Source organism: Nocardiopsis coralli (genome assembly GCF_014892575.1).
Taxonomy (GTDB): domain Bacteria; phylum Actinomycetota; class Actinomycetes; order Streptosporangiales; family Streptosporangiaceae; genus Nocardiopsis; species Nocardiopsis coralli.
This window is the reverse complement of sequence record NZ_JADBGI010000002.1, coordinates 52,014-77,364: the sequence shown is the minus strand read 5'-3', so window position 1 is coordinate 77,364 and position 25,351 is coordinate 52,014. Positions and strand designations below refer to the sequence as shown.

24 protein-coding genes are annotated in these 25,351 nt (G+C 71.5%); 14 read left to right on the top strand and 10 right to left on the bottom strand.

Annotated elements, in window-relative coordinates; translation table 11 throughout:
* Window positions 1–72: 72 nt before the first annotated feature.
* Window positions 73–1,170, bottom strand: coding sequence for a LacI family DNA-binding transcriptional regulator (locus tag IDM40_RS02310; protein ID WP_193120203.1), 1,098 nt, complete (start codon window positions 1,168–1,170; stop codon window positions 73–75).
* Between the two features lie 319 nt (window positions 1,171–1,489).
* Between IDM40_RS02310 and IDM40_RS02305 the strand changes: the two genes are divergently transcribed.
* Window positions 1,490–2,263: a cupin domain-containing protein gene (locus IDM40_RS02305; RefSeq protein ID WP_193120202.1), complete on the top strand. Its 774-nt coding sequence runs from the start codon at window positions 1,490–1,492 to the stop codon at window positions 2,261–2,263.
* Window positions 2,264–2,350: 87 nt separating this feature from the next.
* A complete protein-coding gene (locus tag IDM40_RS02300; protein WP_193120201.1) occupies window positions 2,351–5,341 on the top strand; it encodes a family 16 glycoside hydrolase in 2,991 nt (996 codons plus the stop codon).
* Between the two features lie 125 nt (window positions 5,342–5,466).
* Here IDM40_RS02300 and bla read toward each other — a convergent pair whose 3' ends face one another.
* Window positions 5,467–6,384 carry a class A beta-lactamase gene (bla, locus tag IDM40_RS02295; RefSeq protein WP_193120200.1) on the bottom strand — a complete coding sequence of 306 codons (918 nt, stop codon included), beginning with the start codon at window positions 6,382–6,384 and terminating at the stop codon, window positions 5,467–5,469.
* Between the two features lie 145 nt (window positions 6,385–6,529).
* Between bla and IDM40_RS02290 the strand changes: the two genes are divergently transcribed.
* Window positions 6,530–7,423, top strand: coding sequence for a LysR family transcriptional regulator (locus tag IDM40_RS02290; protein ID WP_193120199.1), 894 nt, complete (start codon window positions 6,530–6,532; stop codon window positions 7,421–7,423).
* Complete coding sequence (locus IDM40_RS02285) at window positions 7,416–8,318, top strand: serine hydrolase (protein ID WP_193120198.1); 903 nt, start codon at window positions 7,416–7,418, stop codon at window positions 8,316–8,318. The genes IDM40_RS02290 and IDM40_RS02285 overlap by 8 nt, the downstream gene beginning before the upstream one ends.
* Window positions 8,319–8,331: 13 nt before the next feature.
* On the opposite strand, the gene IDM40_RS02280 is transcribed toward IDM40_RS02285, so the two are convergent.
* The 6 genes from IDM40_RS02280 to IDM40_RS02255 all read right to left on the bottom strand — a co-directional run bounded on the left by IDM40_RS02280 (window position 8,332) and on the right by IDM40_RS02255 (window position 13,849).
* Window positions 8,332–9,324 carry an iron-siderophore ABC transporter substrate-binding protein gene (locus IDM40_RS02280; protein WP_193120197.1) on the bottom strand — a complete coding sequence of 331 codons (993 nt, stop codon included), beginning with the start codon at window positions 9,322–9,324 and terminating at the stop codon, window positions 8,332–8,334.
* Between the two features lie 90 nt (window positions 9,325–9,414).
* Window positions 9,415–10,206, bottom strand: a complete 792-nt coding sequence (locus IDM40_RS02275; RefSeq protein ID WP_193120418.1) for a siderophore-interacting protein — start codon at window positions 10,204–10,206, stop codon at window positions 9,415–9,417.
* 148 nt (window positions 10,207–10,354) lie between these two features.
* Window positions 10,355–10,969, bottom strand: coding sequence for an HAD family hydrolase (locus IDM40_RS02270; RefSeq protein ID WP_193120196.1), 615 nt, complete (start codon window positions 10,967–10,969; stop codon window positions 10,355–10,357).
* A gap of 119 nt (window positions 10,970–11,088) precedes the next feature.
* The gene (locus tag IDM40_RS02265) at window positions 11,089–11,880 is read right to left on the bottom strand and encodes a 2-keto-4-pentenoate hydratase (RefSeq protein ID WP_193120195.1); all 792 of its coding nucleotides are present in this window, start codon (window positions 11,878–11,880) and stop codon (window positions 11,089–11,091) included.
* Window positions 11,877–12,947, bottom strand: a complete 1,071-nt coding sequence (gene dmpG / locus IDM40_RS02260; RefSeq protein WP_193120194.1) for a 4-hydroxy-2-oxovalerate aldolase — start codon at window positions 12,945–12,947, stop codon at window positions 11,877–11,879. Before dmpG ends, IDM40_RS02265 begins: the two co-directional genes overlap by 4 nt.
* A complete protein-coding gene (locus IDM40_RS02255) occupies window positions 12,944–13,849 on the bottom strand; it encodes an acetaldehyde dehydrogenase (acetylating) (RefSeq protein ID WP_193120193.1) in 906 nt (301 codons plus the stop codon). The genes dmpG and IDM40_RS02255 overlap by 4 nt, the downstream gene beginning before the upstream one ends.
* Window positions 13,850–13,991: 142 nt before the next feature.
* Between IDM40_RS02255 and IDM40_RS02250 the strand changes: the two genes are divergently transcribed.
* Both IDM40_RS02250 and IDM40_RS02245 read left to right on the top strand, forming a co-directional pair.
* Window positions 13,992–14,963, top strand: a complete 972-nt coding sequence (locus IDM40_RS02250; protein ID WP_193120192.1) for a zinc-binding dehydrogenase — start codon at window positions 13,992–13,994, stop codon at window positions 14,961–14,963.
* Between the two features lie 30 nt (window positions 14,964–14,993).
* Window positions 14,994–15,935 carry a 3-carboxyethylcatechol 2,3-dioxygenase gene (locus tag IDM40_RS02245; protein ID WP_193120191.1) on the top strand — a complete coding sequence of 314 codons (942 nt, stop codon included), beginning with the start codon at window positions 14,994–14,996 and terminating at the stop codon, window positions 15,933–15,935.
* Window positions 15,936–16,022: 87 nt separating this feature from the next.
* On the opposite strand, the gene IDM40_RS02240 is transcribed toward IDM40_RS02245, so the two are convergent.
* The gene (locus IDM40_RS02240) at window positions 16,023–16,835 is read right to left on the bottom strand and encodes an IclR family transcriptional regulator (protein WP_193120190.1); all 813 of its coding nucleotides are present in this window, start codon (window positions 16,833–16,835) and stop codon (window positions 16,023–16,025) included.
* Between the two features lie 233 nt (window positions 16,836–17,068).
* On the opposite strand from IDM40_RS02240, the gene IDM40_RS02235 reads away from it, so the two are divergent.
* The 8 genes from IDM40_RS02235 to IDM40_RS02200 are packed head-to-tail and all read left to right on the top strand — an operon-like array spanning window position 17,069 to window position 24,511.
* Complete coding sequence (locus tag IDM40_RS02235; protein WP_216630238.1) at window positions 17,069–18,415, top strand: aromatic ring-hydroxylating dioxygenase subunit alpha; 1,347 nt, start codon at window positions 17,069–17,071, stop codon at window positions 18,413–18,415.
* The gene (locus IDM40_RS02230; protein ID WP_193120189.1) at window positions 18,408–18,749 is read left to right on the top strand and encodes a bifunctional 3-phenylpropionate/cinnamic acid dioxygenase ferredoxin subunit; all 342 of its coding nucleotides are present in this window, start codon (window positions 18,408–18,410) and stop codon (window positions 18,747–18,749) included. Before IDM40_RS02235 ends, IDM40_RS02230 begins: the two co-directional genes overlap by 8 nt.
* Entirely contained in the window at window positions 18,746–20,005 is a 1,260-nt protein-coding gene (locus IDM40_RS02225; protein WP_193120188.1) for an NAD(P)/FAD-dependent oxidoreductase, read from the top strand. The genes IDM40_RS02230 and IDM40_RS02225 overlap by 4 nt, the downstream gene beginning before the upstream one ends.
* A 13-nt stretch (window positions 20,006–20,018) precedes the next feature.
* Window positions 20,019–20,621 (top strand): 3-phenylpropionate/cinnamic acid dioxygenase subunit beta, encoded by a 603-nt coding sequence (locus tag IDM40_RS02220; RefSeq protein ID WP_216630237.1) that lies wholly within the window; start codon window positions 20,019–20,021, stop codon window positions 20,619–20,621.
* Between the two features lie 13 nt (window positions 20,622–20,634).
* Complete coding sequence (locus IDM40_RS02215; protein WP_193120187.1) at window positions 20,635–21,531, top strand: alpha/beta fold hydrolase; 897 nt, start codon at window positions 20,635–20,637, stop codon at window positions 21,529–21,531.
* Window positions 21,524–22,381: a 3-(cis-5,6-dihydroxycyclohexa-1,3-dien-1-yl)propanoate dehydrogenase gene (gene hcaB / locus IDM40_RS02210; protein ID WP_193120186.1), complete on the top strand. Its 858-nt coding sequence runs from the start codon at window positions 21,524–21,526 to the stop codon at window positions 22,379–22,381. Before IDM40_RS02215 ends, hcaB begins: the two co-directional genes overlap by 8 nt.
* A 37-nt stretch (window positions 22,382–22,418) precedes the next feature.
* The gene (locus IDM40_RS02205) at window positions 22,419–24,020 is read left to right on the top strand and encodes a long-chain-fatty-acid--CoA ligase (protein WP_193120185.1); all 1,602 of its coding nucleotides are present in this window, start codon (window positions 22,419–22,421) and stop codon (window positions 24,018–24,020) included.
* A gap of 41 nt (window positions 24,021–24,061) precedes the next feature.
* On the top strand, window positions 24,062–24,511 hold the full coding sequence (locus tag IDM40_RS02200) for a hypothetical protein (RefSeq protein ID WP_193120184.1): 450 nt from the start codon (window positions 24,062–24,064) through the stop codon (window positions 24,509–24,511).
* A gap of 84 nt (window positions 24,512–24,595) precedes the next feature.
* On the opposite strand, the gene IDM40_RS02195 is transcribed toward IDM40_RS02200, so the two are convergent.
* Entirely contained in the window at window positions 24,596–25,225 is a 630-nt protein-coding gene (locus IDM40_RS02195; RefSeq protein WP_193120183.1) for a helix-turn-helix domain-containing protein, read from the bottom strand.
* Window positions 25,226–25,351: the final 126 nt, after the last annotated feature.

Here is a 25,351-nt window from a genome sequence, read left to right as displayed (position 1 = left end):
CTCTAGAAAGCGCTTTCTATTGCGTGGATGTTAAGTGGCCCCTCGGCCCGTGTCAACGCCCCGTCGACGGCCTCATTCGGCTGCCTTTGCGGAGGGCGCCCGCTCGCCGGAAGTGCTGTTCCGGCCCCGGGAGGGCGGCGCGGTGGAGTCCCGCACGAGGAGTTCGGTGCGCACGGGAAGGAGCCCGCCGGGGGGAGGGCTCTCGTTGCCGAGGGCGAGCCGCCCGCTGGTGCGTCCGGCCTCGGTCAACGGGATCCGGACCGTGGTCAGCGCGGGCACGGTGTCGGAGCTGAAGGGCAGGTCGTCGAACCCGGCCACCGAGATGTCGCGGGGGACCTCGATTCCGCGGGAGCGCAGCTCGGTGAGCACACCCACGCCGGCCATGTCGTTGCCCGCGACGACGGCGGTCAGGTCCGGGTTGCGGCGCAGGAGCTCGGTGGCTCCGGTGCTGCCCGAGGCCCGGTCGAAACGGCCCGAGACCACCGGGCAGCGGGCCTCGTCCAGCCCGGCGTCCCGGATCGCCATCAGGTGGCCCTCGAGCCTGAGCTGCGACGTGGTCCGCCCTTCGGGTCCGGTGACGTAGCCGATCTCGCGGTGGCCCAGGGAGGTCAGGTGCGCGGTCAGCCTCCGGGCCCCGTCGCGGTTGTCGAAGTCGACCGTGACCAGGCCGGGCACGTCCCGGCCCTCGGCGTCGGTCACCGGCGGGCGGCCGCACAGCACCACGTGGGCCCCCGAGGCCGTGAGCTCGGTGAGCTGCTCGACGAAGGCCCCGTGCAGGTCGGGATCGTCGACCGAACCGCCGGTCAGGACCACGGCGCGGGCCCGCTGCTTGCGGAGCAGTTTCAGGTAACTGAGTTCGCGCGCCGCCGAGCTCCCCGTGTTGCACACGACGGCCAGGACGTCGGCTTCGGCGACCGAGTCCTGGATGCCGCTGGCGATCACCCCGAAGAAGGGGTCGGCGATGTCGTGCACCAGGACCCCGACGAGGTCGGATCTGGCCGAGACCAGGGCGCGGGCGTTGCCGTTGACCACGTAGTGCAGCTCGGCGACGGCCCGGTGCACCTTCTCGGCCGTCGCATGAGCCACCGGGTAGTTGCCGTTGAGGACCCTGGAGACCGTCGCGGGGGAGACCCCCGCTCGCGCGGCCACGTCGGCCAGTTTCGCTGCCATCTGCCCTGTCCACTCCTCGTGTTCCTCGGCCCCGTGTGCCCTGGCACCGGGCTGTTCCGGCGCGAGCCCGGGCCGGTGCGGTGCACGTCAACAGTAAGCGGTCTCTATCAGTATCCCGGAGACGCATCGGGCTGCAGGGGCGGGGATCCGGTAGCTGAGCGGTTGTTCCGGTGATCTTGACAACACCGTGAGGGGAACATAAGTTCCCGGATCAGAAAGCGCTTTCTGCTATACCGTCCAGCAACCATCCGCCCTGTCCCGCCACCGTCGCCCGTGGCAGTCGTGCCACGCGCGGCGCGGGGCCAGGAGGGAGCTGCCAGTGAGAGACGAGACGGAAGACGCCGTCGCCCGTGGCGACAGCCGAGCGGGCCCGCCGTTACCGGGCGGGGTCGGTCTGTCGCGGTTACAGGTCTACGACTGGCCGGGCGCCGAGAACTCCGACGGGATCTGCGGAGGCACCCCGCACGTGCACCTCGCGTGTGCCGAGGCCTACGCCGTGGTCGGGGGCTCGGGCGCGGTGCAGACCCTGACCACGGAAGGGTTCGCCTCGACCCGGCTCGCCGAGGGCGACCTGCTGTGGTTCACCCCCGGAACCATCCACCGGTTGGTCAACGGCGGCGGCCTGCGCATCGTCGTCCTCATGCAGAACGCCGGTCTGCCGGAGGCGGGGGACGCTGTGCTCACCTTCCCGGCGCAGATCCTGTCCGACCCCGACGCCTACCGTTCGGCGGCCGCCCTCGACCCGCAGGACCCGGAAGGCTCGGCCAGGGCCCGCAGAGACCTCGCGGTGACCGGTTTCGTCGAGCTGCGCCGACGTGTCGAGGCCGGCGACCGTGCCGCGATGGCCGATTTCCACGAAGCGGCGCTGCGCCTGGTCGCTCCGGAACTCCCCGTGTGGAGGGAGCGCGTCGAGAGCGGACCGGGCCGCGAGCTGGCCCGTACACGGGCGCACCTGGACGCGCTCGGAGCAGGCGACGTCTCCCACCTGTCCTCGGCCGCGGTCCGTCGCGGCGAGCAGCGTCCCGCCTGGGGGATGTGCGGCCGGCTCCTCACCTTCCCGGGCAGCGAGGCGGTCCGTTCGGGCCGCCCCTAGCAACGCACCCTCACCCTCCGCCGCGGTCCGTCGTTCACCCGGACCACCGACCCCCCTGTGCCGAATTCGAAGAGGAAGTAGCCCCCCATGCCCTCAAGAACAGGCCGGCCCCCCGCGGGTGCCCTGGTCGCCGTCGCGGCCACCGGGATGCTCCTGCCCTCGGCGGTCCCCGCCGCAGCAGACGACCTTCCGCCCCAAGAACCCGGCGTCACGATGCGGGTGTTCGACGTCGGGGTCGAACTCGAGGAGACCTGCACCCTGACCGAGGGGCAGACACCCAATGTGGACGAGCTCCGTTCCCACGTCGACTGGGAATCCACCGACGACTTCGGCGGGTTCGAGAGCAACTTCCTGACGCATGTGATCGGGAACATCCACGCACCCGAGGACGGAGAGTACGAATTCCGCCTCACCAGTGACGACGGGTCACGACTGTCCGTCGGCGACGAGGAGATCATCGACAACGACCGGGTCGAACCGGAGCCCGCCGAAGGGACCGCGGAGTTGTCCGAAGGGCCGCACGCCCTGCGGATCGACCACTTCCAGGGCGCGGGTGACAAGGCCCTGCAACTGGAATGGTCGCCCCCGGGCGGGGACGGGTTCGAGACCGTGCCCGAGTCCGCGCTCAGCACCGACGCCGATGTCACCCGGGTGACCTCGCCGGGGACCAAGGAGTGCGAGGACCCGGACGCCACCCCCGGTGACGGGGAGCCCCTCGAGGACGTGCACCCGGACTACACGCTGACCGACCTGCGGCCCGAAGGGTACGAACCGAAGGTCACCGGCATGGACTGGTTCGAGGACGGCGACATGGTCCTGACGACCTGGGCCGGACGGGAGAGCTTCGACGGAGCGGTCGAGCTCGTCACGGGCACGGTCGGTGAGGACGCCGACCCCGAGGACATCACCACCCAGGTCATCGCGACCGACATGAACGAACCCCAGGGTGTGGTCATCGACGACGGCGAGATCATCGTCGCCGAGAAGCACCAGCTCAGCCGGTTGACCGGCCAGGACGACGACGGCGTCTACCAGGACACCGAGGAGATCGCGACCTGGCCCTCGGGCGACACCTACCACGAGTTCGGGTTCGGCCTGCTGATGGACGAGGACCACTACTACCTCAACCTGTCGGTGGCCATCACCCCCGGCGGCCGGACCACCGTGCCGCAGCACGTGGAGAACCGCGGCACCTCCATCAAGGTCGACAAGGACAGCGGCGAGGTGGAGTACGTCGCCGGCGGTCTGCGTACGCCCAACGGCATCGGCTGGGGCCCCGATGAGGAGATCTACGTCAACGACAACCAGGGCGACTGGCTCCCCGCCTCGAAGCTCGTCGAGATCGAGGAGGGCGGGTTCTACAACCACTACACGACCCCCGAGGGCCCCTTCGACGACCAGCCGGTGACCGATCCGGTGCTGTGGCTCCCGCACGGTGAGATCTCCAACTCGCCGACCAACCCCGTGACCGTGGAGGAGGGCCCCTTCGAGGACCAGCTGGTCTTCGGCGACGTCACCTACGGCGGTATCCAGCGCGGCTTCATCGAAGAGGTCGAGGGCGACAAGCAGGGCGCCGTCTTCCGCATGACCCAGGGCCTGGAGTCGGGGGTCAGCCGGCTCGAGATCGGCCCCGACGGTTCCTTCTACGTCGGCGGCATCGGCGGTGGCGGGAACTGGGAACAGCCCGGCAAGCTCGACCACGGTCTGCAGAAGCTGACGCCGACCTCGGAGGAGGCCATGGACATGGTGTCCATGGAGGCCACCGAGCAGGGGTTCGACATCACCTACACCCAGCCGGTCTCCGAGGACGTGATCGCCGACCTCGGCGACGCCTACGAGGTCGAGCAGTGGTCGTACAACCCCACGTCGGACTACGGCGGTCCCAAGCTCAACCAGGAGCAGCTGTCCGTCGCCGACGCGTCGGTCTCCGACGACGGGCTGACCGTGAGCCTGGACATCGACGGGCTGCGTGAGGACCGGGTGGTCCACGTGCGCTCTCCGCGCCCCTTCGAATCGGCCGAGGGCCAGGAGCTGTGGAGCACCGAGGCCTGGTACACACTGCACACCATCCCCAACCACGAGGAGCCGCCGAACGAGACCGGGGTGCACGAGGCCGAGAACGCGACCCTGGGCGGCAACGCCGTGCTCGACGAGGAGCACGGCAACCACACCGGCGAGGGTTACGTGAGCGGGTTCGGCGAGACCGGTTCCTCGGTCACGTGGGACGTCGACGTGGACGAGGCGGGCACCCACCCGGTGACCTTCCGCTACGCCAACGGCCCCAACCCCTCGGAGATGGACAAGACGATCTCGCTGTCCGTCAACGGGCAGGACCAGGGCCAGATCACGGTCGAGTCCACCGGGGAATGGGACCAGTGGGCCGACCACGTCGAGGAGCTCGAGCTCGAGGAGGGGCGCAACACGGTCACCGTCACCGCCGGTGAGGACGACGACGGCCACGTGAACTGGGACCACCTGCGGCTCCGACCGGGCTCGTGCGAACCCGCCCAGCCCGACGAGGGCTACCGCATGCTCTTCGACGGAACCCAGGAGAGCTTCGCCGACTGGGAGATGGCCGGCCCGGGCGACTTCATCACCCAGGCCGACTGCTCGGTGCGTTCGGTCGGGGGACTGGGGCTCACCACCCACCCCGAAGAGTTCACCGACTACAGCCTGAAGCTGGACTGGAAGATGACCGGCGAGGACAACTCCGGTGTGCACATCGGTGTCCCCGACCCCGAGGGCGACCCGGAGGCGCGCAACGAGGGCTTCGAGGTCCAGATCGACGCCATGGACGAGCCCGAGCTCACCACGGGAGCGATCTACAGCTTCCAGGGCGCCGACATCGAGGCCAGGGACGAGGCGTTGAACCCGCCGGGGGAGTGGAACTCCTACGAGATCGTCGTCGAGGGCCACAACGTGCAGGTGTACCTGAACGGTGAACTCATCAACGACTTCGACAGCGAGGGCGCCGACCCCGACCGGGACCTGAGTGAGGGCCGGATCGGGATGCAGAACCACCACACCGGTTCGGACGTCTGGTTCCGCGACGTGCAGATCAAGGAGCTCGAGGACTGACCCCGCGGGGTGCGGTGCCCGCCCCCTGCCGGTGCAGGGAGCACACCGAGCCCTCCGGAACGAGCGGTGCCCCGTCCTGGCCGTCCAGGGCGGGGCACCGGTCATGCGGGGAGGCCGGTAAGGGCTCAGTCCAGGGCCTCGACGAGCGCTTCGGTGGCGTCGGCGACCAGGGCGTCGTCGTACTCGGCGTCCTCGTCCTCGCGGTCGGACATCACCGCGATCACCACCGGATCGCCCTCGGACGGCCAGGCCACCGCGATGTCGTTGCGCGTCGCGTACCCGCCCCCGCCGGTCTTGTCGCCGACCTCCCAGTCCTCGGGCACCCCGGCGCGGATCAGGGTGTCGCCGGTGGTGTTGCGCTCGAGCAGGTCGGTGAGGAACTCGCGTTCCTCCTCGGGCAGGGTGTCCTCCTCCAGCACGTAGGACTGCAGGGACTCGGCCATGGCACGCGGGGTGCTGGTGTCGCGCTCGTCGCCGGGGGCGGCCTCGTTGAGGGCCTGCTCCCACCGGTCGGAGTTGGTGGTCTCGTCGCCGATCTCCCGGAGCGCCTCCTCGAACCCGTCCGGCCCGCCCAGGCGTTCCAGCACGAGGTTGCCGGCGGTGTTGTCGCTGTAGCGGACCGTGGCGTCGGAGGCCTCGCGCAGGGTCATCGACGTGCGCCCCTCCTCCACGAGCTCCTCGGCGATCGGCGCGTTCTCGAGCAGGTCGCCCTCGCCGAGCGGCATCTCCTCATCCAGGACCTCGGCGCCGTGCTGGTGCAGCAGCGCACCCACCGCCAGGGCCTTGAACGTGGAGGCGAAGGCGAAGCGGTCGTCGGCGCCGTACTCGACCTCCTGTCCGGTGCCGGTGTCGAGGGCGTAGACCCCCAGGCGGGCGTCGTACTCCGACTCCAGGGCGGTGAAGGCCTCCTCCGCCGCGGCCGCCGGGTCCGCCGACGGGGCCGGGTCCGGGGCGGCCTGCCCGGTAGCGCACCCGGCCAGGGGCGCCAGTGCCAGGGACACGGTCAGGACGGCCGCGGGGCGTAGGCGGGCGTTGGTGGACACAGGTCTCCTCCTCGCATCACGGGGGCGCCCGCCACCAGGGACGACGGCGCCACCACAGGGACACCACGGAGTCTGCTCCCGCACGTGTGATGCGGTCCAAGACAGAAACGGCACCTTCCATGCGGTTTCGGTATAGTCACCGGTCATGGACTTGGTCGGTGCGTGCCGCGTGTTCGTCCACATCGGCGAACGCGGCAGTTTCACCCTCGGGGCGCAGGCCGCCGGGGTCCGCCAACCCGTCGCCAGCCGGCGGGTCTCGGCCCTGGAGGAACACCTGGGCGCGCCCCTGTTCGACCGCTCGGCACGGCGCGCCCAGCTCACCGCGTTCGGCCGCGACCTGCTGCCCACCGCCCGGCGCCTGGTCGCGCTCGCCGACGACCTGGGGGAGGAGGCCGAACGCGCCCTGCGCCGCCCGGTCACCCTGGCGGTGCCCGACGTGTGCACGCCCTTGGACCTGGCCCATTTGGACGCCGAGGCGCGGGGGAGCGGGCTCCATCTGGACCTGCGCCCGGTCGCCCGCGCCGAACGGCGCTCCCTGCTCAACGCTCACCAGGTGCGCCTGGCCCTGGAGACCGTCCCCGCCGACGAGGCCTCCTGGGTGGTCCCGCTCGGCCTGGCCGGCACCCACGACGCGCACGCCGGCGGGGTGCGGTTGGAAGCGCTGCGGGTGGGGCGCGCCAGGGTCGGGGCCGCGGGCCGGCGGGTGTGGATCACCCCGGAGGACGACGTCCCGCACGTGCGCGACCGCCTGTCCCGGGTGCGCGACGCCGTGGGCCTGCGCCCGGGGCAGGTGGCGCTCGCCCGGTCCGTCGCCGGGGCGCTCACCGAGGTGCTGACCCGCGACGACCTCCTGCTGTGCTCGGCGCACCAGGCACGGGAGCTGTCCCTGGACTGGCTGCCGTTGCGCGATGCGGTGCTGGAGCGCGGTTACCGTCTGTCCGGTGCCGACGACGAGGCGGGCGCGCGGGTGCACGCACACCTGGCGGGGGCGCTGGCCCGGTTCCTGGGTGCCCGGACGGGAAGGGGAGACGATGCATGAGCGCGCGCTGGTCCGTGACCTGGAGCAGTTGTTGGAGGAGGGCGGGCTGGGCGGTTCTTTCCTGGTGCGGGACCTGGACACCGGTGAGGAGCTCGCCCTGGGGCCGGACCTGCCCTACCCGACGGCCTCACTGGCCAAGGTTCCGTTGGCCCTGGCCACCGTCGAACGCATCCACCTGGGTGAGCTCGACGGCGCCCGCACGGTCGAGGTGGTTCCGGGGCGCGACTCCACCCCGGGGCCGATCGGGCTGGCGCAGTTCCGCCACCCGGTGCGTCTGGCGGTGGAGGACCTGCTGTACCTGGCCACCGCGCTGAGCGACAACACCGCCGCCGAGCTGTTGTTCGAGTCGACCCCGCCCGAGCTGGTCGCGGACGTGCTGCGGCGGGTCGGGGTGCACGGGATCACCGTGCGCCACGGTATCGCCGAGGTGGCCACCACCCCGTTGGGCGCACTGGCCCCCGGCGACGCCCACCTGGCGTTGGAACTGGCGATCGGTGCGCCCACCGAGGGGCACGGGCACCCGGTGCGCCAACTGGACGTCACCCACGCCAGTTCGGGGTCGGCGCGCGCCTACGTGGACCTGTTGCAGGAGGTGTGGCGGCCCACGGTGGTGGCTGCGCCGGTGGCCGAGCGGGTGCGCGGGCTCTTGGGCGCGAACATGCTGCGTCAGCGGTTGTCGCCGGACTTCGCCTCCGACTCGGCCCTCTGGTCGTCCAAGACCGGGACCGTGCTCAACTGCCGCCACGAGGTCGGGGTGGTCGAGCACGCCGACGGGCAGACGCTGGCCGTGGCGGCCCTGACCGAGTCGCGGGTGCCGGCGGTCGTGCAGCCCGGTGCGGAGGCCCTGATGGGCCGTGTCGCCCGCGGCCTGCACGACCACCTGCGCGCCCGGTGAGAACAGCGCGTCGTTACTGTTCCAGGGCCTCGGTCAGCAGCGGCACGATGCCGTCGAGGGCGGCGTGCACGCCGGGCGCGGAGCCGCTGGAGAAGGCGTCGATGAGGTCCTGGTCGTCCAGGACGATCAGGCGGTCGTCCTGGGCCGATTCCAGGCCCTGCAGGACCGGGTCGGACTCCAGTTCCCCGGCGGCGCCGGCCTCCAGGGGGAAGACGACGGTGAGGTCGGCGTCCAGGGCCTCGACGTCTTCGGAGGCCAGGTCGGTGTAGAAGGCGCCGTCGGCCATGTCGGCGAGGTCGCTGTCGTACTCGAAGCCCAGGTCGGTGAGCAGGTCGGTGCGCGAGTCGCCGGGCACGTAGGCCCCGAAGCCGCCGTCGTAGTTGTAGGCGCCCACGGCGATGGTGTGGTCGGCGAACTCGGGGTGCTCCTCGCGCAGCTCGGCGAAGCGGTCCTCGAGTTCGGTGACCACCTCCTCGCCGCGTTCCTCCTCGTTCAGGGCGGTGGCGACCTGGCGGGTCTGCTGCTGCCAGGTGGTGCCGTAGGTGATCTCGACGCCGGGCGGCGGGCCCACGACGGGGGCGACCGGGGCCAGCATGTCGTAGCGCTCCTGCGACAGGTCCGAGCGGGTGTCGAGGATGACGTCGGGCTCCAGGTTGGCGGTGGCCTCGACGTTGGGCTCCATGGTGCCGAGCTGGACCGGCTCGCCCTCGACCAGGTCGTCGACCCAGGGGCCGACCCCGTTGCCGCCGTACTCGAGCCAGTCGGCGACACCGAGCGGTTCCACGCCCAGGGCCAGGGCGGCCTCGGCGTCGGACCACCCGAGGGCGACCACGTCGGTGGGGTTCTCGGGCACCTCGACGTCGCCGTGGACGGTCTCGACGGTCCGGGTGCCCTCGCCGTCGGCCGAGCCGGGGTCGGGGTCCTGGCCGGCGCAGGAGGTGACGAGCAGAAGGGATGCCGCGGCGGCGCCGAGCACGCCGACACGGGGGAGCGGACCGGGGTTCATGGGGACCTCACCGAAGGATGTTTAGCCAAGCCTTGCCTAAGTCTGGTGTGTCCAGGTTAGCGCGGTCGGCCCGCCCTTGTGACCAGGGGGTCAGCCGATGGCGGCCACACCCTCGCGCCAGTACCCCACGAACGTGATGTCCTCCTTCGGGACCCCGTGCTCGCGCACCAGGGTGCGGCGCAGCCCCGTGGGAAGGCCGTTCTCCCCGGCCACCCAGCAGTAGGGGCGCCCCTTCGGAAGGGCGGAGGACTGCACGGTGCTCAGCGCGAGCCGGCCCGGCGTCGCGTGGGGGTCCTGGCGGGGCAGCCAGTGCACCTGTGTGCCCTCGGGGGCGCGGACCGGGCGCACGTCCGCGGGGGAGGGGACCTCCAGGTAGACCTGGGCGCGCAGGTCCTCGGGGGCCTGCTCCAGGATCGCCAGCAGGGCCGGGACCGCGCTCTCGTCGCCCACCAGCAGGTGCCAGTCGGCCTCGGTGGGCGGCAGGTAGTAGATGCACTCGGGGAACAGGCCCAGCTCGTCGCCCTCGCACGCCGACAGTGCCCAGGCCGAGGCCGGGCCCTGGTCGCCGTGGGCGACGAACTCGATGTCCAGCTCGAGGGTGTCGGGGTCGAAGCGCCGCATCGTGTAGTTGCGCACGTAGGGGCGCACGTCGTCGGGCATCTGCTTGTACTGGGGGAACCAGCCCTCGCCGTCGTACTCGGGCAGGGTCAGGCTCTCCTGCCCGGGGCGGGCGAAGAACACGCGTACGCACTGGTCCCGGCCCAGGAACTCGAAGTGGGCCAGTTCCGGGCCCTGCACGGTCACCGTGACGAAGTTGTCGGTGGTCCGCTCGACACGGCTCACACGGGTCCGCATCATCTCGCGGTTCTCGGGGAATTGCATGCGCAACAAGGCGGTCCTCCGGCAGGGCACACGGGCGACGGCGTCAGTGAGGTTAGCCTAACCAATATTCCGACCGTTGTGCACCCCTGGACCCCGCGCACAAGGGGCCCGGCGTCGCCACCGGGCCCCTCACCTGCACGATCCGATCTCAGTCGGCGGTGATCCCGCGCTCGGAGAGCTCCTTGCGCAGCCCCTCGGCGGAGGTGAAGTGGTGACCGCCCAGGCCCAGCTCACGGGCGGCCGCGACGTTGCGTTCGCTGTCGTCGACGAACAGCACACGGCCCGGCTCCACGCCCAGGCCCTGCAGGCACCAGTCGAAGGCCTGCGCCTCGGGTTTGGCACGCCCGATCCGGCACGAGAGGCCCAGGACCGGGAACAGGTCCAGCACCCGCGCGTGCTCGGCCTCGAACAGGTCGGCGATCTCGAAGGGGATGTTGGACAGCAGCCCCAACCGCACGCCCGACTGCGACAGGCCCGTGACCAGGGAGACCATCTCCTCGTCCACGCGCGACCAGCTCGCCAGGTCCAGCTCCACCAGTTCGGCCACCGCCCGGTCGTCGAACCCGGTGCCCGCGCCGCGGCCGACCGTACGCCAGTAGGCCGGCCCGTCCACGTCGCCGCGGTCGTAGGCCTGGCGCTCGCCCCAGTAGGAACCCCAGAACACCTCGGGGTCCAGGCCGGAGGCGCGCTCCAGGGCGGCCCGGCTCTCGTCGGACTGGGTGCGGGCGATGACGCCGAACATGTCGAACAGGACGGTGTCCACGGGGTCTCCAAGCGCTCGTCTCGACAGGGGTTCCCCACATTAGGAGGCACCGGGAACCGCCGGTCCTCGCTGGTCGGTCACCCCCGGTCGGGAGGGGGTGCGCACACAGCGGCGCGGTCTCAGGCGCCGGGCTCGGGGCCGACCTTCACCGAGACCGGGCCCAGGCGGTCGAACTCGGCGGTGAAGACCTGTCCGGCCGCCAGCGGGACCGCCGCGTGCAGGGCGCCCGTCATGATCACGTGCCCCGGCTCCAGGCACACCCCGTTCTCGCCCAGGGTGTTGGCCAGCCAGGCCACGACCGCCACCGGATCGCCCAGCGCCGCGGCGCCCGCGCCGGTGTCCACGACCTCGCCGTCACGGTCGAGCACCATGCCGACCAGGCGCGGGTCCACCTCGGCGGGGTCGACCCGGCGCTCGGACAGCACCACCGCGCCCATCGACGCCAGGTCCGCGACGGTGTCGGCCAGCTTGATACGCCAGTCGGCGATGCGCGAGTCGACGATCTCCAGACCCGCGCGCACGTCCGCGACGGCCGCACGCGCCTGTTCCACACTGACGCCCGGTCCCTGCAACCGTTCACCCAGGGTGAAGACCACCTCGGCCTCGACCTTGGGTGCGACGAAGTCCCCGAGCGCAACGGTCGCGCCGTCGGGGTAGAGCACCGAGGACAGCACCGGCCCGTGGTCGGGCGAGTCGACGCCGAGCAGGCGCTGCATCGGGGCGGAGGTCAGCCCGACCTTGTGGCCCACGACCCGGTCGCCGTCGGCCTCCAGCATCGACACCAGCTCCTGCTGGATCTCGTAGCCCTCCGCCATGCCGAGAGAGGGGTCCTCGTCGGTGAACGGGGCGATGGGCTCCCCCGTCCGGCGCGCCTCGTACAGGGCGCGGGCCCGCTCGTGTGCCAGGCTCATCGCACGGCCTCCTTCTCCCGCTCGTCCACCGGTGCGGTCCCCTCTTCCTCGGCCGCGAGCTGCACGGCCACGTCGATGATCATGTCCTCCTGGCCGCCCACGTAGCCGAGCTCACCGCAGCGGCGCAGGATGTCCTGGGCCGGAACGCCGTAGCGGGCCGCCGCGCGTTCGGCGTGCAGCAGGAACGAGGAGTACACCCCCGCCCAGCCCTGCACGATGGCGTTGCGGTCCATCTTGGGCCAGCGCGGCAGGTAGGGCCGCACCACGTCCTCGGCCGCGTCCAGCAGCGAGGCCACGTCCAGGCCCGTGCGTACCCCGAGCCGGTCGAAGACCGCACCCAGTACCTCGGTGGGGGAGTTCCCGGAGCCCGCGCCCAGGGCACACAGCGATCCGTCGAAGTAGCGCACGCCGGCCTGTTGGCCGAGCACCGAGTTGGCCACACCCAGCGACATGTTCTGGTGGCCGTGGTACCCCACCCAGGCCTGGTCGCCGACCTCGGCCACCAACGCCTCGAAACGCTCGCGCGCCTCGTGCATGAGCAGGGCACCCGCGGAATCGGTCACGTAGACGCTCTGGCACCCGGCGTCGACCATGATGCGCGCCTGCTCGGCCAGCACCTTCGGCTCGGCCCGGTGCGCCATCATCAGGAACCCGCAGGTCTCCATGCCCAGTTCGCGGGCGACCTCGAAGTACTGGGGCGAGATGTCGGCCTCGGTGCAGTGCGTGGCCACCCGTACCATGCGCGCGCCGGCCGCGTGCGCGCGCCGCAGGTCGTCGGCGGTCCCGATGCCGGGTACCAGCAGAACCGCGATGCGCGCCCGGCCCGCCTCCTCGGCCGCGGCGGCGATCAGGTCCATCTCGTCGGTGCCGGAGAAGCCGTAGTTGAAGGAGGAACCCCCGACACCGTCGCCGTGGCTGACCTCGATCCACTCCACGCCGGCCCGGTCCAGGGCACGGACCGTGGAGCGCACCTGGTCCTCGGTGAAACGGTGGCCCATCGCGTGGCTGCCGTCGCGCAGGGTCGTGTCGATGATGCGGACGTCGTGGGTGAGTGCGGGGCGGGTCATGCGCGGGCTCCGATCCGTGCGGTGGCCATGAGCTCGCCGATGCGCGCGGCGGCGGCCGTCATGATGTCGAGGTTCCCGGCGTAGGGCGGGAGGAAGTCGCCGTTGCCCCGCACCTCCAGCAGGACCGTGACGCGTCCGTTGCCGCCCCACTCCGGTGCCGGGTCGTCGAACTGCGGGTCGGCGCGCAACGTGTATCCGGGCACGTACTCGCGCACGCGGTCCACCATCCGGTGCACCGACTCGGTGACGGCCGCACGGTCGGTGTCGGGGCCGACCATGCAGTAGACGGTGTCGCGCATGATCATCGGGGGCTCGACGGGGTTGAGCACGATCACGGCCTTGCCGCGTTCGGCGCCGCCGACCTCGGCCACGGCCTGCCCGGTGGTGTGGGTGAACTCGTCGATGTTGGCGCGGGTGCCGGGGCCGGCCGAGCGTGAGGCGATGGAGGCGATGATCTCCGCGTAGGGGACCCGCGTCACGCTGGAGACCGCGTGCACGATCGGGATCGTCGCCTGGCCGCCGCAGGTGATCATCGAGACGTTGGGCGAGGCGGCGTGCTCGTGCCCGTTGACCGCCGGGCTCACCATCGGCCCCAGGTGCGCGGGGGTGAGGTCGACGGCCTGGATGCCGGCCTCGGCGTAGCGGGGGGCGTTGGCCGCGTGCGCCTTGGCCGAGGTCGCCTCGAAGACGATCTCGGGGAGCTCGTCCTGGGCCAGGAGCCAGTCCACGCCCTCGGAGGAGGTGCGCAGTCCCAGGTCGCGGGCGCGCGCGAGCCCCTCGGACTCGGCGACGCCCACGACGGAGCGCACGTCCAGGGCCTCGCTGTGGCGGAGTTTGGCCAGCAGGTCGGTTCCGATGTTGCCGGGGCCCACGATGGCCGCCGGGATCTTCTGTCTTGTCATGGGTGGGACCCTCGCACCGGCGCCGCAGCGGTGCAGGCTCGCGTTCCGCCGGATGGAACGCGCGCAGCCCGCACCGGACCGCGTGCCGTGTGCCGGAACGCGCGCTGTCAGGTGCCGACGAGCCTGGTGCACGCTGCGGGACATGAGAGCAGCCGTAGCCATCTCCCAGGACGCCGACGACCCGCTGTCCGGCCTCGTCCTCGACGACGTTCCGGTGCCCGATCCCCCGCCCGGGTGGGCGAGGGTCCAGGTCAAGGCGTCGGCGTTGAACATGCACGACCTCTGGACGCTGCGCGGGGTGGGCCATCCGGCCGAGCACCTGCCCATGGTCCTGGGGTGCGACGCGGCCGGGGTGGACGAGGAGGGCAACGAGGTCATCGTCTACCCGGTGATCGCCGACGCCGACGCGGGCGGTGGAGACGAGACGCTCGACCCGAACCGGGCTCTGCTGTCCGAGCGCCACGACGGCTCCTTCGCCGAGTACCTGACGGTGCCCCGCCGCAATCTCGTGCCCAAGCCCTCCTGGCTGAGCTTCGAGGAGGCCGCGTGCCTGCCCGTGGCATGGACCACCGCCTACCGGATGCTCTTCACCCGCGCCGGTGTCCGCGCCGGTGACCGAGTGCTCGTGCAGGGCGCCGGGGGAGGGGTCGCCTCGGCGGCGATCGGGCTGGCCTCGGCGGCCGGTGCGGTCGTGTACACCACCAGCCGCAGCGAGGCCAAACGCAAGGCCGCCCTGGACTGGGGCGCCCGCGCGGCCGTGCCAACCGGTGAACGGCTGACCGAGAAGGTCGACGTGGTCATCGAGACCGTCGGAGACGCCACGTGGAAACACTCCCTGCGGTCGCTGCGCCCCGGTGGCACCGTCGTCATCGCCGGTGCCACCAGCGGCCCCAACCCGCCGGCCGATCTGGCCCGCATCTTCTACCTGCAGCAGCGGGTGATCGGTTCGACCGGATGCACCCGCCACGAGTTGGTCGCGATGCTGCGGATGATGGAGGCGACCGGCCTGCGCCCCGTGGTGGACCGCGTCCTGCCGCTGGAGGACGTGCACTCCGGGTTCCGGGCGATGGAAGCCGGTGAGCTCACCGGCAAGGCCGTCGTCCTGCCCTCCTGACATCGCCCGTCCCTGAAAAGGAGTTACACCATGCCGGTCGCACTCGTCGGCCTCTCCCACTCCCCGCTCATGGGGACCAACCAGCCCGCGGACGAGACCGTGCAGCGTGTGGACGCCGCACTGGAGGAGGCCCGCGCCTTCGTCCGCGACTTCGACCCCGACCTGGTCGTGCTGTACGCGCCCGACCACTACAACGGGTTCTTCTACGAGAAGATGCCGCCCTTCTGCCTGGGCACTTCCGCCGAGTCGGTCGGCGACTTCGGGTCGGAGGCCGGTCCCCTGCGTGTGGACACCGAGGCGGCCAAGACCATCGCAGGGTCGGTGCTCGAGCAGGACGTGGACCTGACGATCTCGGCCCGGATGAAGGTCGACCACGGGTTCGTCCAGCCCCTCGAGGTGCTCTTCGGCGGCATCGACACCGTCGACGTGGTCCCCGTCTACATCAACGGTGTGGCCTCGCCGCTTGGCCCGGTGCGCCGCGTGCGCGCCCTGGGCGAGGCGATCGGCCGCGCCGCCGCCGACCTGGACCGGCGCGTGCTCTTCCTCGCCTCGGGCGGGTTGTCCCACGACCCGCCGGTGCCGGTGCTCGAGGGTGCCCCGCCCAAGGTCGCCGACGCTCTGATCGAGGGCACCCCGCCCACCCCCGAGCAGAGGGCCCGTGGTGAGAAGCGGGTGCTGCAGGGCGCGCTCGACTACGTGGCGGGCACGTCCGGCCGACGTGAGCTGAACCCCGAGTGGGACCGCCTCGTCCTGGACACTCTGGGCAAGGGCGACCTGGACCGGGTGGACACCTGGACCAACGCGTGGTTCGAGGCAGAGGGAGGCGGGTCCGCGCACGAGGTGCGGACCTGGATCGCCGCGCACGCCTCCCTCTCGGCCCAGGGCTCCTACACGGTGCGGTCGCGTTTCTACGAGGCGATCCCCGAGTGGATCGCCGGGTTCGCGGTGACCACTGCCGCCCCCGACGCCTGACCTGTGCGAACACGAGGGCCGCCCCGTCCACCGCAATGCGGGTGGGGTAGGGCGGCCCTCGTTATGCGTGGGGAGTCCGGCGCCGGGTCAGGCGGCCGCGCTGCGGGCCTGGGCGTGCTTGACCGCCAGCGACGCTGCGTAGGCGATGCGGCGGAGCCGGTCGGTGAAGCGCTCGGGGTCGAAACCGGTGGTGCTGCCGGCCACGGACAGGGCGGCCACGGGGCGGTTTCCGCGGCCCAGCACGGGCGCGGCCACACAGCGCAGTCCGGGCGCGGACTCCTCGGTCTCGTAGGCCAGGCCGTGCGCGCGCACGGTGGACAGCTCCCGCTGCAGTGCGCGGCGTCCCTGCAGAGAGCGGTGCGTCATGCGGTGCAGTCCGCGGTCCAGCAGAGCCTCGACGGTGTCGGGGGAGTGCGCGAGCAGGCTCTTGCCGACCGCTGTGCAGTGGGCGGGTACGAGTGATCCGACACGGGAGGGGGCGGGCACGGCGCGGTGGCCGTGCAGCTTGGTGAGGTAGACGACGTCGGTGCCGCGCAGGGTCGCCAGGTGCACCGTCTCGTGGGTGAGTTCGTACAGCTCGGCGACGAAGGGGGTGAGCACCTCCGCGAGCCACGTCTGCCGGGGTGCGTGTACGCGTGCGCCCAGGTCGTAGACCTTCCGCGCGAGCTGGTAGTCGGTCCCCTGCCTCTGGACCATCCCGTTGCGTTCGAGGATGCCCAGGAGCCGGAAGGCCGTGGACTTGGTCTGCCCGGTGCGGCGGGCCAGTTCACTCACGCCGATGGCCTCCTGGTGGGAACCGAGGAAACGCATCAGCTCCAGGGCCTTGTCCACCGCTGTGCGGCTGGAGGGGTCGGGGCTCCGTTCGCCCGAGGGCCGGGGGAGCGCGGGCGTCGTGGTCATTGCTGTGTCCTCCGACGTGGCTGTCTCTCGGTGGTAAACAGATTAGACGAACGTCACCTAAAAATGACACCCCTGCGAACGGAGTTTTTCCGGAGCGTTTCGCGGAGCCGTCGTCCCTGTTCCGCGATCCGGCACGACGGATGGTCAAGCCGCCCGCCGACACGGTGATGTGTGTGACGTGCGGCGCACAGACCCACCGCGCCGCTCGCACCGGAAACACCTCGGAGGAGACCGTGACCATCACAGAACCCCCTGCGGGACGGAGTTGGCGGGCACACTCTCCGCCCTCCGCAGACGCCGGCGCCTACCTCGACATCGAACGGGGTGTGATCGACCGGCGCATCTGGAAGGACGAAGGCCTCTACCAGCAGGAACTGCGCAGGGTCTTCGCTCCGAGCTGGCTCTTCCTGGCCCACGAGAGCCAGCTGCCCAAACCGGGGGACTTCTTCACCACCTACATGGGCGAGGACCCCGTCGTCGTGGTCCGGGGCAAGGACCGCACCGTGCGGGCCTTCCTCAACACCTGCCGCCACCGCGGCATGCGCCTGTGCCGGGCCGACGCCGGGACCACCCGCAACTTCACCTGCAGCTACCACGGCTGGGGTTACGACCTGTCGGGAAACCTGGTCAACGTCCCCAACGCCGAGGCCTATCCGGACCACTTCGACACCGCCGACTGGGGGCTGCGCGAGGTCGCCCGGGTCCAGAACCACCGCGGACTCGTCTTCGGCACCTGGAACCCCGAGGCCCCAGACCTCATCGAGGCGCTCGGCGACATGGCCTGGTACATGGACGCCTTCCTCGACCGCGACCCCGAGGGCACGGAGGTCGTCGACGGCGTCACCAAGTGGGTGCTCGAAGGCAACTGGAAGCTCGCCGCCGAACAGTTCGCCAGCGACTGGTACCACGTCAACATGGCCCACGCCTCGGCGCTGATGGTCATGTCTCCCACCGGCAAGGGGCCCAAGACCGAGATCGCCAACACCCCCGGGCGCCAGTTCACCTCACCGCTCGGGCACGGGGCCGGGTTCCCCGTGCACCCGCGCAGCCGCTTCGACGACGCCGCGGTCCACGAGCACTACGACTACGACCAGCTGCGCGAACGCCTCGGTTCGGCCCGGGTCGAGGGTCCCATGACCACCGGCCACGCGACGGTCTTTCCGAACTTCTCCTACTTGCCCGTCAACGGCACCATCCGCGTCTGGCACCCCAAGGGGCCCGACCGCATGGAGGTGTGGACCTGGGTGCTGGTCGACAAGAACATGCCCGAGGAGGTCAAGCAGGCCCAGCGCCGCTACAACCTGCGGACCTTCGGGCCCAGCGGCATCTTCGAGCAGGACGACGGCGAGAACTGGAGCGAGATCCAGGCGGTCTCCCGCGGGTTCGTCTCCAACCGGACCCCGCTCAACTACCAGATGGGCCTGGGAATCCACGACGACCACGACCCGGACTACCCGGGCCGGGTCGGTGAACTCTACAGCGACAACGCCGCCCGCGGGTTCTACGCGCGCTGGCGCGACCTGATGAACACACCGGCCTGGCACGAGAACCACACGACCCCGGAGGGCGACCGTGACTGAGACCGTTCGAGCGATCCATGTCGGGGTCCCCGAGGACATCGAGGACGGCGAGGCCGTGGTCGTGCCCGCCGAACGGACCGGCACCGGGGACGGGATCGCCGTCTTCCACTGCGACGGCGAATTCTACGCCCTCGACGACACCTGCACCCACGCCGAGGCCTCCCTGGCCGACGGCTGGATCGAGGACGGCGAGGTCGAGTGCCCGATGCACAGCGGGCGCTTCTGCCTCAGCACCGGCGAGGCCCTGTGCATGCCGGCCACCGAGAACGCGCGCACCCACAAGGTCGAGATCGGCGACGACGGGCTCTGGCTCCACCCCGGGAGCAGCACATGAGTGCCGTCCCCGACAGCGTGTGCGTGGTCGGCGGTGGCCTCGCCGCGGTCAGCACCGCCGCCGAACTGCGCGCCCAGGGCTTCACCGGTCGTGTCACCCTGCTCTCGGCCGAGGAACACCCGCCCTACGACCGGCCCCCGCTCAGCAAGGACGTCCTCCTCGGCCGCATCACCTACGACGAGGCCGCCCTGCGCCCCGCCCAGTGGTACACCGACCACGACATCGACCTGTACCTGGGCGAACGCGTGGTCTCCCTCGACCCCGCCGGGCCGACCGTGCTCACGGAACGGGGCGAGCAGGTCCGGGCCGGAGCCGTGGTCCTGGCCACCGGCGGCGTGCCCCGTCGTCTCCCGGCCGCGCTCGTGCGCCCCGAACGCACCCACGTCCTGCGTACCCTCGACGACGCCAGGGGCCTGCGCGCCGCCCTCGCCCCTGGAACCCGGGTGCTGTGCGTGGGCGCCGGCCTCATCGGGGCCGAGGCCGCTGCCGCTGCCGGCGCGCTGGGTGCGTCGGTCACCGTGATCGACCCGGTCGGTGTCCCCCTCGTGCCCCTCCTGGGCGAGCAGATCGCCACCGCCTTGCACGGCCTGCACCACAGCAACGGCGTGCGCACCCTCCAGGGCGCGCTCGGACAGGTCCACGAGGGCTCCGACGGGACCCTCACCTGCACTGTCGACACCGCGGGCGGCCCTGAGAAGGTCACCGCCGACGTGCTCCTGACCGGAATCGGTACCGACCCGGATCCCTCCCTGGCCGCGGACGCCGGCCTCGAGACCGACCGGGGTGTGCTCGTCGACGCCCGGCGGGCCACCTCCGCGCCCGGCGTGTACGCGGTCGGCGACCTGGCCCAGGCCCACCCCGGCACCGAAGAACGTCCCCAACACGGCGAGCACTGGGAGAACGCGCTGAAGGACGCCGGGGCCGCGGCCGCATCGATCCTCGGGAACCCGGTCCCCGCCCAGGGAGCCCCTTGGTTCTGGTCAGACCGCCACGGCGTCCACCTGGAAGCCGTCGGCACCATGTCCGAGGCCGACCACACCGTCGTCAGAGGAGACGTCGACAGCGGCTCCTTCACCGTCTTCGGCCTGCGCGGCGACCGCTGCGTGGCCGCCGCATCCCTCGACCGGCCCCACGACATCCGAGCTGCACGCAGGCTCGTCGACCGCGCCGTGCCCGTGGAGGCCGATGCCCTGGCCGACATCGTCCGGCCCCTCAAGTCCCTGCTGCGCCGACCCGCAGCCGTACGTTCCCGCTGAAAGGAGGGGCGCTGTGAGCACACCCGCTGCGGCCCCCGCACAGGCGCCCTCGACCGGTACCCGGGCGATGGAGCTGCACTTCGAGGTCCACGTCCTCTACGCCAACGAGGCCCGCTACCTGGACGGCGACCGGTTCGGCGACTGGCTGGACCTGTTCACCGAAGACCTCGTCTACTGGGCGCCCACCCGCACCAACCGGCTGCGCCGCCAGCAACGCCTGTCGGTCTCGGCCCCCGGCGGCGCCGCCTTCTTCGACGAGACCAAGGACAGCCTGGCCTGGCGCGTGCGCCGGTTCGAGTCCGGGATGGCCTGGGCCGAGGACCCGCCCTCCCGCACCCGACACCTCATCACCAACCTCCTGGTGCGCCCCGCCGAGGAGGACGAGGCTGTCGAACAGGGCGTATCGGAGGAGACCGCGCGCGAGCACGCCCACTACGTCGCCGAGACCGGGTTCCTCGTCTACCGCAACCGCCTCGAGCACGAGGTCGACCTGTACTCGGGCGGGCGCACCGACCTGCTGCGGCGCGAGGCCGACGGGAGCCTGCGCGTGGCCCGCCGCACCATCCTCCTCGAGCAGAACGTCCTGCTCGCCAAGAACATCAGCACCTTCTTCTAGAGGCAGGAGAGCCATGACCCCTGTGGCCACCACCTGGGCGGACACCGCTGCCGGCCCGGCACTGACCGAACACACCGTCGACACCTCCCTGGGCCCGATCTTCGTCCAGGAGGCCGGCAGTGGAACCCCGCTGGTCATGCTGCACGGCGGCGGCCCCGGAGCTTCCGGGTACAGCAACTACCATCAGAACCTCGCCGCGCTCACGCCCCGGTTCCGGGTCCTGCTCGTGGACCAGCCCGGCTTCGGACGCTCCCACAAGCCCACCGCCGAGCAGCTACGCGACGGTGAAGGCATCACCGGCTACACCGTGACCGCCCTGCTGGAGGTCCTGGACGCCCTCGGCATCGGCCGCGCCCACCTGCTCGGCAACAGTCTGGGCGGGGCCGCAGCCCTCGCCCTGGCCCAGCGCGCCCCCGAACGCGTCGAGCGGCTGGTCCTCATGGCGCCCGGCGGAGGTTGGTTGCCCTTCGGCCCCACCCCCACCGAGGGGCAGAAGGAGATGTTCCGGTACTTCAACGGCTCCGGGCCCAGCCAGAAGAAGATGCGCACCTACCTGCGCGTGATGCTGCACAACGCGAAGCAGATCCCCGAAGAGACCCTGGAGGAGCGCTACCAGGCCTCTCTCGACCCCGAGCACCAGGACTTCTACCACGTGCTCAACGCCTCCTTCGCCGAACGCCGCGGCCTGGACCCCCTCTGGCGCGACCTGCACCTGGTGAAGGCCCCCACCCTCCTGCTGTGGGGCCGCGACGACCGCACCATCACCCTCGAGGGCGCGCAGATCATGCTCAAGCAGATCCGTGACGTGCAGCTGCACGTCTTCGCCAACTGCGGCCACTGGGTGCAGCTGGAGCGCCGCAGTGAGTTCGATCGGCTCGTGCGAGACTTCCTGGAGGACGGCGATGAGTGACACCCCCGCAGCAGGCCGCCGCGGCTGGCTCGACGGCGACAGCATCCTCGTCACCGGGGGCGGTTCCGGGCTCGGCCGCGCCCTCACCGACCGGTTCGTGGAAGAGGGCGCCCGCGTCACCGTCGTGGACCACGACCCCGACAAGCTCGCCGTCCTCGAGAAGGACCACGGCACCGACACCGTCCGAGCCGTGCACGGCGACGTCACCTCGCTGGAGGACCTGCGCGCCGCCGTGGCCACCGCCGAGGAGGCCTTCGGCGGCCTGGACACCCTCGTGCCCAACGCCGGGATCTGGGACTACCACCGCACCCTCACCCGGCTGGGGGAGGACGATCCCACTGCCGCCTTCGACGAACTCTTCCACGTCAACGTCCTGGGTTACCTGCTCGCTGCCCAGGCCGCCTGGAAGTCGCTCGTGGCCTCCCGCGGCAGCATCGTCTTCACCCTGTCCAACGCCTCCTTCTGGCCCAACGGGGGAGGCCCGCTCTACACCGCCAGCAAGCACGCCGGGCTCGGCCTCATGCGTGAACTGGCCTACGAGCTGGCCCCCAAGGTGCGTGTCAACGCCGTCGCCCCCGGCGGCATGCGCACCGACCTGCGCGGTCCCGCCAGCCTGGACCTGGGCGGGCGCAGCATCTCCCGGTCCTTCGACAAGGCTGCCGCCCGCGGGGGGTCCGCGCCCATGGTCCCGCTCTACGAGTCCACCACCGAACCCGAGGACTTCACCGGCCCCTACGTCCTCCTGGCGTCTCGGCGCGACAGCGGCAACGTCACCGGGACCGTCGTCCCCGTCGACGGGGGCATCGCCGTCCGGGGGTTCGCGACCCCGGCGGGAGGGGCCGACCTGTGACCGCTTTCCCCTTCTCCCCTCCCCGCAGGAGATGAACATGACCGTCACACCACAGCCACCCGGTATCGCCGCTTCCGTAGCCCGGATCGCCGGCGCCCGGCCCGACACCACCGCCCTGGTCTACGAGGGGGACACCACCACCTTCGCCGAACTGGAACGGCGCACAGCCGAGTTCGCGGCGGGGCTGGCCGCGGCCGGGCTCAAGCGCGGGGACCGGATCGCCTACCTGGGACTGAACAGCGCCACCCTGCTGGAGACCCTCGTGGCCGCCACCCGGATCGGCGCCGTGTTCGTCCCGGTGAACTTCCGGTTGGCCGCACCCGAGGTCGAGGTCGTCCTGGCCGACGCCGGACCGCGTGTTCTGGTCGTCGAAGAGGGGCACCGGGAACTCGTCGAGCAGATCGTGTCCCGGCTGCCCACCCCGGTGCGTGTGCTGGTCGACACCGACCCCCACGTGCCTGCGGCCGACCCCGCACCGGGGTGGGAACGCCTCTCGCGTGTGGCCGACAGCGGTGCGGGGATCCCCGCACCGGCGACGGTGGGCAGCGACGAGCTCGCCGTCCTGATGTACACCTCCGGAACCACCGGGCGCCCCAAGGGTGTGGTGCTCACCCACGGCAACCTGTGGTGGAACCAGCTCAACGTCGCCTCGGCCGTGGGGCACGTTCCTGGTGAGACCACCTACGCGGCCGCTCCGATGTTCCACATCGGCGGCCTCAACGCCCTGACCCTTGGCACGCTCTCCCTCGGCGGCACGGTCGTGGTGCGGCGCTCCTTCGACCCCGCGGCGGCGCTCACGGATCTCACCGGGTACCGGATCAACACGGTCTTCGCCGTGCCCGCGATGTACGCCGCCATCGCCCGGCAGCCCGGGTTCGCCGACGCCGATCTGTCAGAGCTTCGGGCGCCGGTGGTCGCGGGCGCGCCGGTGCCGCCCAGCCTGGTCCTGGAGTACGAGAAGGCGGGCGTGCGGCTGCAGCAGGCCTGGGGGCTGACCGAGACCGCCCCGTTCGCGACGTTCCTGCCCCCGCACCTGTCCTCGAAGAAACCCGCCTCGGCCGGGACCGCTATGCCCTACGGGCAGGTGCGCCTGGTCGACCCGGCCACCGGAACCCCCGTCACCGGCCCCGGTGCGGCCGGTGAGGTGGAGGTGCGCGGACCCAACGTGACGCCCGGGTACTGGCACAACGAGGAGGCCACCCGGGCCGCCTTCCGCGACGGTTGGTTCCGCAGCGGCGACATCGGCCACGTGGACGCGGACGGGGACCTGTTCATCGTGGACCGTCTCAAGGACATGGTGATCTCCGGCGGGGAGAACGTGTACCCGGCCGAGGTCGAACGGGTGCTCGTGGAACATCCCCGTGTGACCGACGCGGCGGTGGTCGGTCGCCCCGACCCGGACTGGGGCGAGAGGGTCGTGGCCGTCGTCTCGTGCACCGGGTCCGGCCCCGAACCCACGCTGGAGGAGGTCCGCGAACACTGCGGGCACTCCCTGGCGCGGTACAAACTGCCGCGCTCGCTCCTGGTCACCGATGCGGTGCCCCGCAACGCCAGTGGCAAGCTCGACAAACGCCACCTGCGCGAGTGGGTCTCCCGGCAGGAGGCCGCCCGGGACCGGCAGGCAACGGGGGCGGGCTGATGGCTGCACCCGGGACTGCCGCCACGACACACGGAGGGCGTATGGACACACCGGTGGACTACGACCGGGGCGGACCGGTCCCCGTTCCCGAAGGGCTCGTCGGTTGGGCCCCCGAGCAGATCGAGGACCCGAGGTTCGCCGACGGGACGCGGGTGCTGTCCCTGACCATGCACCCGCGCGAGGGTGAGGCGGTCCGGGTCGCGCTCTCCCGCGCGGTGCACGGGCGGTGGGCGCGCTCCTACCCGGTCGGCGCCCGCGACATCGTGCTCGAGGTCGTGGACCGCGGGTCGGCCTCGGACGCCGTGGCAGCCCTCGGAGCACTCACGTCGGTCCTGCTCGAGCAGGACCCTCGGTGCCGCAGGATCGTGGCACCGTGCCCGCTGACCGACCTTTCCCTGATGGCCCTGCTGGAAGAAGCCGGGTTCGTGTTCGTCACCGAGGTGGACGAGGCCGACGGTACCCACGGGCTGATGCTGCTCGGCCGGGGCTGAGCGGCCGACCCAGCACGACATACGGCGCAGCGGCCCTGCCGGGGAGCGGAGACCTCCACCGGCAGGGCCGTTCCCGTGCCCGGTTCAGTGCTCCTCGCCTTGCACGTGGTCGGCCAGGCGGTGCGAGCCGCGGGTCGACCGCGAGGCCGGGGTCGCGCTGCCCGGGTGGGACCGGGGGACACTCACGACCAGGTGCATCACACACGGCTGCCCGAGCGTGCGGAACACGTGCGTGCGGTCGCCCGGGTATCGCGCGAAATCCCCCGGGGCCAGATCGATGGGCTCGTCGGCCGGGCCGACCTGCACCGGACCCTCGATCACGTACAGGTGCTCCAGGGTGCCCGGCGGGTGCGGCTCGATGATGATCTCCTGGCCGGTCTCGACCCGCAGCAGGTAGTTCTCGATCATCCCGGAGCCGTAGATGTGGTCCAGCTCCCGACTGGAGTGGCCCTCGTCCCGGTTCCAGTGGGCCTCGCCGTCGCGCTGGACCATGACCAGCTGGGCCGGGGCCGCCAACAACCGGGTGAGAGGGACCTCCAACGCCTGGGAGAGCGCATGGAGCGTGTCCACGGTGGGGTTTCCGGTCCCGAGTTCGAGCTTGGAGACGGTCTGCTTGGCGACCCCCGCCCGGCGGGCGAGTTCGGCCAGGGAGAGTCCGCGCTGTTCCCGCAGGAGTTGCACATTGCGGGCGACGATGTCGTTTGCTGGGGTCACTGTTGCGAGTTTAGTGCGCCGAAAACGGCCGGTGTCAGCCGGAGCGGCGGGTGAAGGCCGCCAGTCAGTCGACGAACGCCTCCGACCCCACGACGTCCGGGGGTTCCCCACCCCGGCGTACAGCTC